9 protein-coding genes and 6 tRNA genes are annotated in these 15,489 nt (G+C 46.2%); 12 read left to right on the forward strand and 3 right to left on the reverse strand.

Annotation, left to right across the window (positions count from 1 at the left end; all coding sequences use genetic code 11):
• The first annotated feature begins 1 nt into the window (after position 1).
• The 5 genes from uvrC (at position 2) to AC2A4J_RS08260 (ending at position 2,795) form a co-directional block, all read left to right on the forward strand.
• Positions 2 to 1,825, forward strand: coding sequence for an excinuclease ABC subunit UvrC (gene uvrC / locus AC2A4J_RS08240; RefSeq protein WP_484175625.1), 1,824 nt, complete (start codon positions 2 to 4; stop codon positions 1,823 to 1,825).
• Positions 1,826 to 1,870: 45 nt separating this feature from the next.
• Positions 1,871 to 2,431: a CDP-diacylglycerol--glycerol-3-phosphate 3-phosphatidyltransferase gene (pgsA, locus tag AC2A4J_RS08245; RefSeq protein ID WP_255825759.1), complete on the forward strand. Its 561-nt coding sequence runs from the start codon at positions 1,871 to 1,873 to the stop codon at positions 2,429 to 2,431.
• A 96-nt stretch (positions 2,432 to 2,527) separates the two neighbouring features.
• Positions 2,528 to 2,602: transfer RNA gene (locus tag AC2A4J_RS08250), tRNA-Gly, on the forward strand.
• Positions 2,603 to 2,624: 22 nt separating this feature from the next.
• A tRNA-Cys gene (locus AC2A4J_RS08255) sits at positions 2,625 to 2,698 on the forward strand.
• Between the two features lie 11 nt (positions 2,699 to 2,709).
• Positions 2,710 to 2,795: transfer RNA gene (locus tag AC2A4J_RS08260), tRNA-Leu, on the forward strand.
• 132 nt (positions 2,796 to 2,927) lie between these two features.
• Here AC2A4J_RS08260 and AC2A4J_RS08265 read toward each other — a convergent pair.
• A complete protein-coding gene (locus AC2A4J_RS08265) occupies positions 2,928 to 3,125 on the reverse strand; it encodes a CPXCG motif-containing cysteine-rich protein (RefSeq protein ID WP_484175626.1) in 198 nt (65 codons plus the stop codon).
• Positions 3,126 to 3,327: 202 nt separating this feature from the next.
• On the opposite strand from AC2A4J_RS08265, the gene AC2A4J_RS08270 reads away from it, so the two are divergent.
• Entirely contained in the window at positions 3,328 to 3,765 is a 438-nt protein-coding gene (locus AC2A4J_RS08270) for a hypothetical protein (RefSeq protein ID WP_484175627.1), read from the forward strand.
• A 129-nt stretch (positions 3,766 to 3,894) separates the two neighbouring features.
• A complete protein-coding gene (locus tag AC2A4J_RS08275) occupies positions 3,895 to 4,323 on the forward strand; it encodes an acyl-CoA thioesterase (protein WP_484175628.1) in 429 nt (142 codons plus the stop codon).
• 145 nt (positions 4,324 to 4,468) lie between these two features.
• On the opposite strand, the gene AC2A4J_RS08280 is transcribed toward AC2A4J_RS08275, so the two are convergent.
• Positions 4,469 to 4,553, reverse strand: a tRNA-Leu gene (locus AC2A4J_RS08280).
• A gap of 75 nt (positions 4,554 to 4,628) precedes the next feature.
• On the reverse strand, positions 4,629 to 5,855 hold the full coding sequence (locus tag AC2A4J_RS08285; RefSeq protein WP_484175629.1) for an EAL and HDOD domain-containing protein: 1,227 nt from the start codon (positions 5,853 to 5,855) through the stop codon (positions 4,629 to 4,631).
• Between the two features lie 200 nt (positions 5,856 to 6,055).
• On the opposite strand from AC2A4J_RS08285, the gene AC2A4J_RS08290 reads away from it, so the two are divergent.
• From AC2A4J_RS08290 to recD, 5 genes are all read left to right on the forward strand, one after another.
• A tRNA-Ala gene (locus tag AC2A4J_RS08290) sits at positions 6,056 to 6,131 on the forward strand.
• Between the two features lie 76 nt (positions 6,132 to 6,207).
• Positions 6,208 to 6,283 (forward strand) — tRNA-Ala (locus AC2A4J_RS08295).
• A gap of 113 nt (positions 6,284 to 6,396) precedes the next feature.
• Positions 6,397 to 9,786: an exodeoxyribonuclease V subunit gamma gene (recC, locus tag AC2A4J_RS08300; RefSeq protein WP_484175630.1), complete on the forward strand. Its 3,390-nt coding sequence runs from the start codon at positions 6,397 to 6,399 to the stop codon at positions 9,784 to 9,786.
• A complete protein-coding gene (gene recB, locus AC2A4J_RS08305) occupies positions 9,783 to 13,481 on the forward strand; it encodes an exodeoxyribonuclease V subunit beta (protein ID WP_484175631.1) in 3,699 nt (1,232 codons plus the stop codon). Before recC ends, recB begins: the two co-directional genes overlap by 4 nt.
• Positions 13,468 to 15,402, forward strand: coding sequence for an exodeoxyribonuclease V subunit alpha (recD, locus tag AC2A4J_RS08310; RefSeq protein ID WP_484175632.1), 1,935 nt, complete (start codon positions 13,468 to 13,470; stop codon positions 15,400 to 15,402). The genes recB and recD overlap by 14 nt, the downstream gene beginning before the upstream one ends.
• Positions 15,403 to 15,489: the final 87 nt, after the last annotated feature.

Here is a 15,489-nt window from a genome sequence, read left to right on the forward strand (position 1 = left end):
TTTGAGCCATTCAGAATTTGATCCGAAGCATTTTGTTAGCAACTTAACCACGCGTCCAGGCGTTTATCGCATGTACGATGTAAATGGCGAGTTGCTCTATGTCGGAAAAGCAAAAAATCTAAAAAATCGTGTTGCGAGCTATTTTCGCGTAACAGGGTTAACGACCAAAACCATGGCCTTGGTTAGTCGTATCCACACCATTGAAATTGCCGTCACAAAAAGCGAAACAGAAGCCTTGCTCCTTGAGCAAACGCTGATTAAACAGCATCGTCCACCGTACAATATTTTGCTACGGGATGATAAATCCTACCCGTATATTTTGCTATCGAATCACCATCATCCGGCCTTACTGTTTCGTCGTGGTGATAAAACCGACAAAGGCACCTTGTTTGGTCCTTTTCCGAGTGGAAGTGCGGTGAAAGAAAGTTTGAATACCATGCAAAAGGTCTTCAAAGTACGCCAGTGTGGAGACAGCACCTATGCGAATCGCTCTCGGCCTTGTTTGCAGTATCAAATTAAGCGTTGCTCTGGTCCTTGCGTGAACTTAATTAGTGATGAAGAATACGAACTGGACGTTCGTCACGCGCGCATGTTTTTGCAAGGCAAAGACCAAGAACTCACAACGGAAATCACCACACAAATGAGCGCCGCCGCCGCGGACATGGAATTTGAACGCGCGGCCGAGTTACGTGATCAAATTATCCAACTCAAACATATTCAAGAACAGCAGCATGTTTATGGGCAAACGGGCGAGGCTGATGTGATTGCCTCTATTATTCAACCCGGTGGTTTATGTGTTCATGTGATGATGATACGCAAAGGCAAAGTAGTCGGTAGTAAAAGTTATTACCCCAAAATGCCGATCGAAATCACGGAAGGTGAATTATTATCGTCTTTTATCGCTCAATTTTACTTGGGTGGTATTCAAGAGTTACCTAAGACGCTTATCATTAGTCACGAGCTAGAAGATGGTGATGCGCTGGTGGAAGGTATATTCGAAACCACGCAGAAAAAAATTGAAGTGCTGAGCAATGTGAGAGGTCAGCGTGCCCGTTGGCTTGAGTTAGCAAAACTTAATGCCGAACAAGGGTTACAAGCGCGCCTATCGGACAAACGTAATCACTTTAGTCGTATAACCGCCTTGCAAAAATTGTTAGGCTTCTCTGAGCCACCGATGCACATGGAGTGTTTTGATATTAGTCACTCTAGTGGCGAGGCAACCGTCGCATCGTGTGTGGTGTTTGGGGCTGATGGGCCGGATAAAAAACGTTACCGATCATTTAACATCGAAGGCGTCGAACCAGGCGATGATTACGGTGCCATGAAGCAGGCACTGACGCGCCGCTATAAACGCGTGAAAAGTGGTGAGCTAGAGGCGCCAGACGTCTTGCTTATTGATGGTGGTAAAGGCCAGTTAACTCAGGCTGAAGCCGTGTTAAAAGAATTAGGCTTGGTGAATATCTTTTTATTGGGTGTCGCCAAAGGCGATACGCGTAAACCAGGTCTTGAAACCCTGTATATCGGCTCCAAAGAAGATGAAGTGGTATTGCCGCCAGATTCAGCTGCTTTGCACCTGATTCAGCATATTCGAGATGAAGCCCATAGATTTGCGGTAAAGAGCCATCGCCGCAGAAGAGACAAGAAGCGTCGACACTCTGTATTGGAAGATATTCCGGGTATTGGGCCAAATCGACGTAAAGAGCTGCTAACGGCCTTTGGTGGCTATCAAGAGTTGTTGTCAGCAAGCCAAGAAGATATTTCGAAGGTGAAAGGAATTAGCGCCAAAAAAGCGGAAGAAATTTATCTCTATCTTCATAAAAGTTAAGTTTGGCTGAATGTAGATGCATTCAGCGTAATAATTAGGAATAACATGAACATACCAAATATACTGACTTCCGTACGGATCTTCATGATTCCAATTCTTGTGGTGATTTATTATTTGCCGTGGGAAGGGCGCTATTACACCTGTGCGATTATTTTTGCTTTGGCGGCCATTACCGATTGGCTGGATGGTTACTTGGCAAGAAAGCTTGACCAAACGACGCCCTTTGGTGCTTTTTTTGATCCAGTGGCCGATAAGCTGATGGTATCGATTGCCTTGGTCTTATTAGTGGCCAGCTACTCTAATCCATTGCTAACGCTAGCCAGTGCTGTCATCGTCGGTCGCGAGATCGTTATTTCGGCATTGCGCGAGTGGATGGCAGAAATGGGTAAGCGCGCCAGTGTGGCGGTTTCTTATATTGGCAAACTGAAAACCACCATGCAGATGTTGGCGATTTTCATCTTGCTAGGAAGTCGACCAGATACCATGGTTGCTCATGTGGGAGAGGTGGTGCTCATTGCTGCGGCCTTACTAACTCTTTGGTCTATGTATATTTATTTAAAAGCGGCGTGGCCTGAGCTAATGTCCAAAGAGTCGAACAAAAACTAAACAGATTTAAAAAAAGTGCCTAAGTTAGTTATTTATTTGGATTTTTTCCTTGACGTGAAAGCTCAAATACATAGAATAGGCACCGTCTTTTGAGACGCGGGAATAGCTCAGTGGTAGAGCACAACCTTGCCAAGGTTGGGGTCGCGAGTTCGAGCCTCGTTTCCCGCTCCAATCAAAAGATAATCTGATAGAAGGCCGGATGGCAGAGTGGTCATGCAGCGGACTGCAACTCCGTGAACGCCGGTTCGATTCCGACTCCGGCCTCCAAAATCAGATATGCCCGGGTGGTGAAATTGGTAGACACACAAGACTTAAAATCTTGCGCTGAATAAGCGTACCGGTTCGATTCCGGTCCCGGGCACCATTTATGGTGCCTTTTTTTATGTCTGAAATTTATCAGAGTGCCTAATTCCTTTTCTTGAATATCCTGTGTTTTGAATCTATTGCCTTTGTGCTTTTCGTTATCTACATTTCTCTCACTTCGTTTTTTGATTAATCAATATGTCTCATTTTCCGAGTGAACCGACACCGAGGTTGATCCATCAAAGGCAGTGTCGATGTTGAAGGTGATCGGTCGGCAGCAGACTTGGCAGTCTTCTATGTATTCTTGGCTTTCATCCAGTACTTCTATCACGACGTCGATGCTTTCGCCGCAGTAAGGGCAGGAGATGTCTTGTTCGATTAATTCGCTCATAAGTGCCTCTTTATTTTCTTTGTCTTTCTTTTGTATGGCTATGATTAGAGCATAGACAATAACGGCTCCGTTGGCTTGTGGGTTAGTTAGGTTGTCATGTTTATTCTTTGTTTTGTGTTTAAAATCCACACTTTTATCGATCTGCTTTCGTGGTATTTGTGCAACACTGTTATGATTTAAGCTTCTAAGGTGAGGTGTTGTGATGATCAATTCTATTAAATACTTATGCGCTTTGGCGTTACCTGTGTTGTTGCTTGGTTGTTCTACTGGGTCTCATGTCGTGACAGGGCAGCAGATGCCAGAGCTTGAGGTGGAGCAAGTGACGGTCTTTGAGGAAGCGCCTGCGTTTGACTATAAAGTGATTGGCACGGTGCGAGCATCCAGTGATGGTGGTTTTACGGAAGAGTCTAGAAAAGAGAAAGCCACTCAAGAGCTGAAAGAGCAAGCGGCTAAGGTTGGCGCGAACGGTGTTATTTTAGATGGTGTTTCCCAATTGTCTTTCAGGCGTTTGGGAACAGGGGTTGGTATAAGTGCTAATAGCTCTGGTGGGTTAGGAACTTCTATTGGTTCAAGCTTTTCTTTCCCAACAGCAGAGGTAAAAGGTACGGCAATTTATTACGAGACTGAGTTAACAAAATAACTCATCGTCTAGGTGTGCTGTCATGAGTTTTTTAAATGCTTGCGATAATATTTTGTTGTTACCCTCTGACTGGATAAACAGATACACTTGCCTCCGTAATAAGCCGAGATAATTAATTGAGAGAGCGTTATGTCAGAGTTTGAAGAAAAGGCAAAGGGTCGTCTTACGACTAGGACGGTTGCTATGCCGGGAGATACGAATCCAGCAGGTGATATTTTTGGTGGTTGGGTTGTATCGCAAATGGACATCGCTGCTGGTATTTGTGCGGGCCAGCGTGCTCAATCTCGTGTAGTGACGGTTGCCTTGGATGGCATGAGTTTTATCCGACCAGTAAAGGTAGGTGATATTTTAGGTGTTTATACTAGAGTGGAATCCGTTGGTCGCACTTCAATGAACATTCTGGTGGAAGCTTGGGTTCGTCGTGGTCGTATTGGTCACCGCGAAAAAGTAACGGAAGGTATGTTTAAGTTTGTTGCAATTGATGAATCTGGGGCATCGACACCAATACCGAAAGAAGAAGACTTGCCAGATTATGTTATGCATGGATTTGACGATTAATTCTTGATTGTCGTTTCACTTCTCATCGAGCCAATGCTTGCTAGAAAATAGACTGATTTTTAGTGGGTATTGGTTTCGTTCTAAACGGAGAGTGAAAGTCGAGAGCAAAAAAAAGCGCTTACCGAAGTAAGCGCTTTTTTAATGTTGGTACCAGTAGGCGGACTCGAACCGCCACACCCGAAGGCAACGGATTTTGAATCCGTCGTGTCTACCAATTCCACCACACTGGCCTTGAAAAAGGTGAAACGCATTCTATATTTTTTTCTATAGGTGTCAATCGTTTAACGAAAAATAATGCATTTAATTTAATTAATTGACAGCATGACCTCTTCAGACCAAAGCATGGCGTCTAAAAATGCTCTATTTAGTACTGTCCTTTCTGCTGGACTCATCGCCTGAATGCTGTTCCACTTTTGCTCTTCGAAGCTTAATGCTTGTGATAAGTAAGCGCCTAATTCACCCGTCTGATTCATAATGGCTTCCAAGACATTTTTGTCTAAGGCGATTTGCTTTAATACAACCGATTTTTCAATATTGAAAACCGCGTCTATACCGGACATGAGTCCAACCATGAAGGCGGAATCAGCGGAAGCTGACTTTTTGTTTTCAGCAAGCAGTTGGCAGCAACGTCCACGAGTCAATAATACCTTCAGCAAAGAGCTGGGTTGGCTGGTCGATGAAGTCAATGTAATAAGTAACGCCCATTTCTTTAATTGCACTAACCCAAGAAATATGACGGCTTCTTTTATTGAAACAACGGTTTTGGCAACGCCACATACAGGGCTGTTTAGGATTCGCAGGAGTTGGTAAGACAACTTAGGGTTTTTAGTAACCAGATCTGCAATAGTATCAATGCTAATGTCTTTGTTTTGCAAAGCATTGACTAGCTCGATGGCGCCATGTGTTGCAGAGTCAATTTTTTTACCCTTGATGAGCTCTGGGTGCTGCAAGAAATAGCCTTGAAACAGATCAAAGCCGAGACTTTTGCAAAGCTCAAACATGGCGGAATCTTCCACTTTTTCGGCGAGTAAGATTAATCCGCGTGATTTAAGTTCCGCTAATTCAGTGCTGTATTGTTCTGGTGGAGTGGCTAGAACATCTATTTTGACGATGGATACCCAAGGTAAGAGTGCTTGGTATTCGGCCGTGAACTGATAATCGTCTAAGGTAAAACGATAGCCCGCAGACCGCCACCTTTTTAGAGCGTCGAAAAATTCTGGTGTTATCTTTTGGCTCTCAAGGATTTCAATATAGACAGTGTTAGGGTCGATAGGGAAGAAAGCATCTGACAACATAAGATCTGTTGTCATATTAATAAAAAAAGGTTTTCTTAGTTGTGACTTTAGCTCAGTAATGCCAATACACAAGTTGACTAATACTTGGCTGGTGGCAATTTCGCCATCAGAAATATTAGCGTTTAGGGCGTCCTTTCCACGGAATAACAACTCGTACCCAAAAATTTCTTTTGTTCTTTTGAGTATTGGTTGTTGAGCCATCATTAGATCATCTAACACCGTTGGAAATTCGATCATTACGGTTCTCATTTTATTAAGGCATGTCGCGCTGTTACTTTGTATTGTGAAAACTAAGATTTATCAAAACACAGGTAGGTTTGTTATAACAACTCTTTAAGTGTTAGATTTTGTTGTTTTAATGTCTTTAAAATACGCTAAGTGGTTTGTAAAAAGGTTGACACAGTGGGGAAGCGCCCATAAAATTCTCGCCTGTTTTTGGGGCCTTAGCTCAGCTGGGAGAGCGGTTCGCTGGCAGCGAACAGGTCAGCGGTTCGATCCCGCTAGGCTCCACCAATTACTTTTCAATAACGGGTAACTGGAAAAAAACTATTCTCAGGACATTCTGTCTACTTACGCTTTAGCGTTTTGTGGGGCCTTAGCTCAGCTGGGAGAGCGGTTCGCTGGCAGCGAACAGGTCAGCGGTTCGATCCCGCTAGGCTCCACCAATTCACTTGTTTATTCCCTTTATTTAAAGTATTCAGTTCTTCTTTTTTGTTGCGTCCAAGGTTAGGCTTATTAGTATTTTATTAAGTTCCTTTCTAACACGTAGGATTCTTGCATGTTTCAACTTTACACAGGTAACCGTCTAGAAGATTTAGCCGTGTTGCTTGCGAAGATTCTGGCCGTTTCGCCGCCAGAGAATCCGTTTGATGATGAATCCATCTTGGTACAAAACCCAGGTATGGCGCAATGGCTGAAGATGTTCTTGGCCGAGTCGCATTCTATTGCCGCAGGCTTGGTGTTTCCTTTGCCTTCGACCTTTGTTTGGCAAACTTTTTCGCAAACCTTAGACGATATTCCCGCGCAGAGTGAATTTAACAAACCTTTCTTAGTGTGGCGCTTGATGCGCTTGTTGGATACTCGTCTTAACGAGCCAGAATTTCAGGCGCTGAGTTGGTATCTCGAAGAAGACGATACGCAAATTCGGCGCTTTCAGTTATGCAGCAGCGTTGCTGATATTTACGATCAATACTTGGTTTACCGTCCGGATTGGATCAAATCTTGGGAAGGTGGCGAAGCACAAGATCCCAAGCTGAAAGTCATCTTTGAGCAGCAACCTTGGCAAGCCATTTTGTGGCGAGATCTGGTTGCCGATGTGAGCCAGCAGGGAACCTCGCTTTATCATCGAGGCAATCTGATTGAAGCCTTGCATGACGCCACACAATCCTCTTCCCGGCCTGTTGGCGTGCCAGAGCGAATCTTTATTTTTGGTGTGTCTTCTTTGCCGCCGAATACGCTTGAGTCTCTTCGCGTGCTGGCCGCTTCTGGCTGGATTGATGTGCATTTGTTTTTGCAGAACCCTTGCCGTTTTTACTGGGGCGATGTGGTTGATAAACATTACTTAGGTCGAGAAATAAAACGGCAAACCCTCAAACCAGGATTGAGTACGGACACATTGCATTTGGATGCCAATCCGCTACTAGCGAGCTGGGGGCGGTTAGGTCGAGACTATATTGCGCAGCTACAAGAAATGGCTGACAACGAGTTGGAAGTTTTTGAAGATTATCTGAGCGATCAACCAAGTCGCACCGAGCAATCGAGCGGTATGTTGCAATGGATTCAGCAAGACGTGCTGACTTTAGAAAATCATGGTTCGAAACAAGAACGAGACGCCAGCATTGCCAGCGCTGATTACCGGCATCCTGTTGCTGCCGATGATCAAAGTATTCGTGTTCATCGTTGCCACAGTCCATTGCGGGAAGTGGAGGTTTTACATGATCAGCTTTTGCAAATGTTCGAGAGCGATCCGAGCCTGACGCCAAAAGACGTCATCGTCATGTTGCCCGATGTGAATACTTACAGCCCTTTTGTTAAGGCTGTCTTCGGAAGATCAAAGCAGATTCCCTTTGCCTTGATAGATCAATCTGGCGGCATGGAAAACCCGATTGTTGACGCCTATTTGTATTTGCTTGGTTTAGGCGAAAGTCGTTTCACCTTGTCCGAATTGATCAGCGTATTAGAAGTGCCTGCGGTGTTGGCGCGTTTTGAATTGACCGCTGATGAGTTAGAGCGAATTCGTCAATGGTCGACTGAAGTGGGTATTCGCTGGGGATTGGATGGTAAAACCGCGCAGCAACATGATCTGCCAATACAAGAATCTCATACTTGGCTTAATGGCGTGCGTCGCATGTTGTTGGGTTACGCCATGGGTCACGACCATATTTGGGAGGGCACCTTAAGTTACGGCGATGTAGAAGGTTTAGAAGCGTCGGTGGCGGGTAAACTGGCGGAGTTCTTGGTCGCCATTAACGATGCTCAAGCGAAATTGATGGAATCGCTCGCGCCGAAAGAATGGATTTCGACTCTGTATTATTTAGCAGAGCGTTTCTTCTTATTGGAAGAAGACGATGCCTTTCAGATCTTACTGACTAAACAGCTTGATGCGCTGACCCTGCAATGGCAGCAAGCGCATTTTGATGCCCCATTGGATCAGCAAGTGATCCGCCAGTTGTTATCGCCTTTGTTGCAAGAATCTCAAGGCGGTCAGCGCTTCTTAGCAGGCCGAGTGAACTTTTGTACCTTGATGCCTATGCGTTCTGTGCCGTTTAAAGTTATCTGTGTTTTGGGTTTAAACGAAGGGGATTATCCTCGCAGTGTTGCGCCGATGGGCTTTGACCTGATGGTTGGGCAATATCGCAGTGGTGACCGAAGCCGACGGGAAGACGATAAATACTTGTTCCTTGAAGCTCTAATGTCTGCCCGAGATTGTTTCTATATCAGTTATGTGGGTCGCAGTATTCAAGACAACAGCGAGAAAAATCCGTCTATCTTAGTAAGTGAATTGCTGGAATACATCGGACAGAGTTGCGTGTTTGAAGGTGATCAAGCATTAGTGCCAGACGACGCGCAGAAAGCCTTGTTAGACAAACTGATTCTCGAACATCCATTGCAGCCATTTAACGCGGCGTATTATTCGTCTCAGCCGTCTTTGGAAGCTAATTCGCAGGCATTTGATAAACGCTTGTACAGCTATGACGAACAATGGTTGCCAGCCTTGTTGAGTGTGCCTGTGGACGATGAGCATTACGAGTTTTCACCGCTGGATGGTTTGGAGCAGCCAAGGTTAGAGCTTGCCCTTGATGAATTGTCGCGTTTTATTGGCCATCCGACGCGTTACTTCACCCAGCGTCGATTAAAAGCCTATTTGAGTCTGCAAGAAGAGGAAGAGAAAGAAGACGAGCCTTTTGCGCTGGATGGCTTGGCGGGTTATCAATTACGCGAAGGTTTGCTACAAGCCATGCTAAAAGGCGATGATGACCAGTTTGTTGAGCGTTTATCTTTGATGGGCGCGTTACCTTATGGCGCGCTGGGTCGCTTGTCTTTGCAGCAGAGTCGTGGTCAATGTCAGCAGCTTTTTTCTGTGTTGCAAGGTTATGTATTGGAAGAGTGCGAACCGATTGAAGTGAACTTGGCTCTTGGCAGTATTGTTTTGCAAGCTTGGTTGGATTTGCCGACGGCGACGACACGCTTGTCTTATCGCATTGGCGATCTATCCGCCCATCAAAAAATGCAGGCGTGGATTGAGCATTTAGCTTTGTGTGCTCAAGGTACGCCCAAGCAGCATCATCTTATTAATCTGAGCAAAACGGGTAAATTGCTACAGCACAGTTTTATCCTTATCCCGCCAAAGGATGCTCAAGAATATCTCAACACTATGCTGGCGTTATTGCAGCAAGGCTTGTGTCAGCCGATTGCCTTACCGGCCAAAAGCGCTGATGCCTGGTGTAAAAGCTATTGTTCGAGCAAAGCGCAAGAAGATGCGGATATCGCTTGGGAGCAAGCAGTGAAGCTGTACCAAGACAACAGCAGCGCTTTTACTCGCAGTGAGGTGGACGATGCTTATTGGCAGCGTTATTTCCCTGATCTAAATCGCCAAAAGGAACAATTTGTCGCCTTGTGTGAGCAAATCTGGTTGCCCATGCATCGTCATTTGGAGGTGATGGAATGAGTCTTTCTAACGAGCCCGTTTCTGTTGATCAGCTTGCCTTTAATGCAGAAGCCTTGAATATGATTCCTGAGCCGCTCAACGCCTTAACCTTCCCTTTGTTTGGCAAACGCTTAATTGAGGCCAGCGCGGGTACTGGGAAAACCTACACCATTGCCAACTTATATTTGCGCTTGCTGGTGCCTACTGGACAAAATAGTGATCTGAATAAACCGCTGACAGTTGACCAAATATTAGTGGTGACCTTTACCGAAGCCGCTACTGCCGAGCTAAAAGCCCGAATTCGTGGGCGCATACGAGCGGCGCGAAAAGCCTTATTGCAGGGCGAAAGCAGCGATGTATTTCTGGCGGATTGGATGGCGCAAATGTCAGCCGAACAACGTGCTGGCGCTATTGAAAAATTGCTGTATGCCGAAAAGCAAATGGACGAAGCAGCGGTGTTTACTATCCATGGCTTTTGTCAGCGCATGCTGAGCCAGAATGCATTTGAAAGCCGCATGTTGTTCCAACAAACCATTGAGACCGATGAGCTGGCGCCATTGTCTATGGCAGTGAAAGACGTTTGGCGTAGTGTGTTTTATCCAATGGACGACACCAAAGCCGCCTTGATTCAGCCGATTTGGTCGAATCCAGACGCCTTGTTGAAAGACTTATATTTACTGAACAATCAGCCTGACGCCAAAATCGCCGTACCAGATTACGACTGGGAAAGTGCGTTAAGTCAGGCACAAGAAACCATGGCGGCGGTGCGCGCCATGTGGTTGAGTCAGTCGCAAGATATTATTGATGCTCTTGAGCGCAGCGGTATTAAGCGCACTTTTTGGCGCAAAGACCCCTCGAAAGATATTGAGGCTATGACGCAATGGGCGCGTTCCTCGCGTTTTGAATTAGACAAAAGCCTCGAAAAATTTGATACCAACGAGCACGCTAGCCGATTGAGTAAAGGTGGCGATTTGCCTGCGCACGAATTTTTTGGCTTGGTGCAGTCTTTGCGGGAAAGCTTTCCTGATGCGGGGCGATTAAAAGCGGTATTGCTGACTCAACTTTGGCAACAAACTCAAGAGCGCATGAAACGCTGGAAGCGCAGCACACAATCTCTGACGTTCACAGACTTGCTGACCTCTCTCGATGTGGCGCTAACGCAAGATGAAGCGGGTAAATTAGCCGAACGCATTCGTCATCTTTATCCGATTGCTCTGATCGATGAGTTCCAAGACACGGATGCGGTGCAATATCGGATTTTCTCGACGATTTATGCGTCAGCGCAAGTGGACCAAAATACGCTTGGCTTGATCATGATCGGCGACCCTAAACAGGCAATTTATGCCTTTCGTGGCGCGGATATTTATACCTATTTGGCGGCCAAAAAACGTGTCGATGCTGTGTACTCTTTGGCGACCAATTATCGCTCTTCTGCGGCCATGATTCAGTCTGTTAATGGGCTTTTTACTACGCAAGCGGAACCCTTTCGAGTGGCGGGGATTCCTTTCGTGGAAGTGCAAGACCGTGGCGTTGCAAGTGGTTTTTCTCGACAAGGTCAAACCCAAGCCGCGTTGCAGTTTTTGTATCAACGCAGTGATGAGCCCGTGTCGGCAAAAGAATATCGTCAAACCCTGGCGGAATCTTGCGCAGCGCATCTCCATGAAATCTTACTGGAAGGCCAGCAAGGACAGACGTTGCTTGATGGCAAAGGCGTGCGGCCAAAAGACGTCGCCTTGTTGGTAACCAACTTTAGTCAAGCCAATGCATTAAAAGACGCATTGCGTCAGCGTGGCATTGCCAGTGTGTATTTGAGCGACAAAGGTTCGGTGTTCGAAACCGTCGAGTCGCGAGAGCTATTGATCGTGCTGACGGCGATTTTATCCAATGGACAAGAAAGTAAACTGCGCTCCGCCTTGGCAACCAGCTTGGTAGATTGGTCACTAGAAGACTTGGATACACTGAATCACGACGACGTGGTGTACGAAAAGTGGGGACAAGCTTTCCGTGATTATCTAGAAATCTGGGACAAACAAGGCTTGTTACCCATGTTGCGTGAGTTTATGCAGGACGTGGCGTTGGCGGCGAACATGCTAAGCCATACCGGTGGCGAGCGCCGCTTAACCGACTTTTTGCATTTAACCGAAAAGTTACAGCAAAAATCCCTTGAGTTGGATTCTAAAGAAGGGATTTTACGTTACCTCAGGTTGGCGATTCAAAATCCGAATGGCAACAGTGACGAACAAAAGATCCGCCTCGAAACGGATGCGGAACTGGTACGAATTGTCACCATTCACAAAAGTAAGGGCTTGGAATACCCAATCGTGTATTTGCCATTTGCTTTTACGCCGTATCGAGATCAAGAAAAATCGGCTTTGTATCACGATGCGCAACAGCAATTGTGGATTGCTATTGATCCCGATGAAACGCAAACCGAGCTTCATAAAGAAGAACTCTACGCGGCGGAAATTCGCTTGGCTTATGTGGCGTTAACTCGTTCTAAAGAGGCGTGTTTTATTGGCTCGATGGAAGTGGGCAAAAGCTCGAATAAGTCTCGTGGCGCTGTGTCAGATGTTCACCTTAGCGGTGTTGGGGCCTTGATTGGTGAAGGTGAGGCGCTTGAGGCAGGGGATTTGTACCCAAGTATCGAACGTCTTTGTGAGCGTTATCAAGATGGGCAAATGGGCTTGCTGGAATTGCCCGAGGAACCACCGCGTTTGCCGCGCTTTAAGATGGCACAGGCGCAATTGACCGAGCCTCATGCAAGAACCTTTACTGGACGCGTGGAACGAGATTGGTGGGTGGGAAGTTATTCCTCGCTGGTGGTAGAAGACAAAGAGCAACACGACGAAAGTGTGCCTGGCTTGGATGAAACCACACGCTTGCTTGATCCATTGGCGGAAGACGTTGATGTAAAAGACAGTCAAGAAGCGCCAGAGCAAAATCGCTTCACTTTCCCCAAAGGCGCCAAGCCGGGAACATTCTTGCATGACACATTGGAAGGCAAAGCGCTTCATGATGTGTCGAGCAACCCGAGCTTTAACGACTTATTAAAAACCAGTCACCATAAGTTAATGGCTGATTTTTACGAGCGTCAGGGTTTTGATGAATGGCAAGATGTATTGAGCGAATGGCTGCCAGACATCGTCAATACTGAGCTAATGGCGGGAATGAGTTTAGGAAGTTTGGCGCCATCAGCTTGTCGTAAGGAAATGGAGTTTTTTATTCCGGTGACGGGCATGAATGCTTTGCAATTGGATCGTATTTCTCGCGAACACGATGAGGTGTCTCGTGTTGCGCCTATGATTCAGGATCGTCCGTTAAAAGGCATGCTAAAAGGCTTTATCGATTTGCTGTTCGAATATCAAGGTCGCTATTACGTGTTGGATTATAAGTCGAACTATTTGGGCGACGACTTTGCTGATTATGAGCCAGAAAAATTGGTTCATGCCATTGCTGAGCACAGGTACGATTTGCAATATCAGCTTTATACCTTGGCGTTGCATCGTCTGTTAAAGCAGCGCTTGCCAAATTACGATTACGAAAAACATGTTGGTGGTGTGGTGTATTTGTTTCTCCGTGGTATGCAGCCAGAACAACAAACCGGTGTATTCCATAGCCGCTTAACCTTTGAACATGTTACCGCTTTAGACAAATTGTTTAGCGGCGAAAGTGATAAGCCAGAAAATCACGAGGCGGTACAATATGGACTTTTCTAATCAGCTAGGTTTGCTTGACTCTCTTAATGAAACAAGGCTCGAGGAAAACTCCCCTGTATCCACGCCATTCAGTTTGTCTACTTGGCAAGCCAAGGGCGTGTTAAGAGCGATTGATTGCCAGTGGGTTGAGCAGCTGGCGCAACATGCCAAAGAGGGCAGGCCAGATGAAAAAAATAGCGCGGTTCATATCGCTGGCGCTTTGTGCAGTGCGTATCTTGGCGCAGGGCATATTTGTATCGATCTAGCGACCATTTGGCAAAGTCCGCCAGAAGGTGTGGAGTTAGACGAGTTACGAACGGCATTACATCATAGCGGCGTAAACAGTGTTTCTGCTTGGTGCGAATCTCTGCAAGCAAGTCGTCTGGTGTCTTCTGCGACAAATTTATCTGAACGGCCAATGGTGTTGGCAGGCACGCGTTTGTATTTGTATCGTTATTTTCAATATGAACAACAGGTGCTGAATTATCTTAAAGGTCAATTTTCTGTTGCGCCTTTTGCTGTCGACGCAGGTTTGTTAGCACAACTTTTCCCCAACCAATCCGATACGGTGGATTGGCAAAAAGTCGCGGTCGCCAATGCGGCAAGCTTGCCTTTCTCTGTGATCAGCGGTGGCCCCGGAACCGGTAAGACAACCACTGTGACACGCTTGTTAGCCTTGTTGGTGGCTCAATCGCTCGCTGAAGGAAAGCTGTTACGTATCGAGCTGGCCGCACCAACCGGTAAAGCGGCGGCGCGGCTGACGGAATCCATCTCAAAAGCTAAGGCGGATTTGCCATTAAGCGATGACATTAAACTTGCTATTCCAGAACAAGCCAGCACTTTGCATCGCTTATTAGGCAGTGACTTTGGGCGCAGTCGATTTAAGCACAATAAAGAAAATCCTTTGCATTTGGATGTGTTGCTGGTGGACGAAGTGTCCATGGTGGATTTGCCCATGATGGCAAAGTTGATTGATGCCATGCCAACTCATGCACGACTGATTTTATTAGGTGATAAAGATCAACTCGCCTCGGTAGAAGCGGGCAGTGTGTTAGGGGATTTATCTTACGGCATCGAAGAGGTCTACTTTCAACCAGAGTGGGCGGGTCGCCTCGCTCATCTAACCGGAGAGAATCTGGCGCCGTTTGGTAATCCGTCGGCACCGCCAATGAGTCGCGCGTTAACCTTATTGCGTACTAGTTATCGCTTTGATGAGAATAGTGGCATCGGACACTTAGCAAAAGCAATGAACGCTGGTGACAGCTCTGCCGTGTTGCGTTGCCTTGAGTCTAATTACACAGATGTAGAGTGGCGAGCACCAGAAGAAGGGCAAACCAAAGCAGACATTGCGACTCTTGCCAAAGGGTATGATGACTATTGGGAGGCGGTGCGTCAGAATTTAGATATTACCAAGCTCTATGAGGTGTTTTCCCGTTATCAGATTTTGACCGCTGTGCGCCAAGGTGAGTTTGGCGTCGAGAAGATCAATGCTCAGCTGGAACAGTATTTCTATCAACGTGGACGAGTAAAGGATCCGCATGTTTGGTATCCAGGAAAAGCGGTGATGCTAACCCGAAATGATGCCGCCTTGGGCTTGTTCAACGGTGACATCGGTCTTTGTATGCCTGATGAGTTTCAGCGTCTTCGTGTCTGGTTTATGCAGCCTGATGGCTCTTTTACCGGCTTGCTGCCGAGTCGTTTGAGTGAATTTGAAGTGGTGTTTGCAATGACAGTACATAAATCCCAAGGCTCTGAGTTTGATCAAGTTGCTTTGCTGTTGCCTCTGACGCCATCGCCAGTCTTGACCAAAGAGCTGCTTTACACTGGCATTACTCGGGCGAAAAAGTCTTTTAGTTTATGGGGATCGAGCGGATTAATTCGGGCAGCAAGCAGTGCGCGTATTCAGCGTGATTCTGGCCTTATCGGAGAGCTTTGGCATTGATATTTAATTATTCGGATCCATTATGGATAAGATATTGAATATAGGAATAAATAATCTTGATGTGCGATTCTTGATGTGATTTTTTTA

It is taken from the genome of Marinomonas sp. ATLA20 (genome assembly GCF_057180105.1).

Coding starts and splice junctions, on each gene's coding strand:
- recC (WP_484175630.1), top strand. CDS start 6,397: ATGTTTCAACTTTACACAGGTAACCGTCTAGAAGATTTAGCCGTGTTG.
- pgsA (WP_255825759.1), top strand. CDS start 1,871: ATGAACATACCAAATATACTGACTTCCGTACGGATCTTCATGATTCCA.
- AC2A4J_RS08265 (WP_484175626.1), bottom strand. CDS start 3,125: ATGAGCGAATTAATCGAACAAGACATCTCCTGCCCTTACTGCGGCGAA.
- AC2A4J_RS08285 (WP_484175629.1), bottom strand. CDS start 5,855: ATGATCGAATTTCCAACGGTGTTAGATGATCTAATGATGGCTCAACAA.
- AC2A4J_RS08275 (WP_484175628.1), top strand. CDS start 3,895: ATGTCAGAGTTTGAAGAAAAGGCAAAGGGTCGTCTTACGACTAGGACG.
- recB (WP_484175631.1), top strand. CDS start 9,783: ATGAGTCTTTCTAACGAGCCCGTTTCTGTTGATCAGCTTGCCTTTAAT.
- AC2A4J_RS08270 (WP_484175627.1), top strand. CDS start 3,328: ATGATCAATTCTATTAAATACTTATGCGCTTTGGCGTTACCTGTGTTG.
- recD (WP_484175632.1), top strand. CDS start 13,468: ATGGACTTTTCTAATCAGCTAGGTTTGCTTGACTCTCTTAATGAAACA.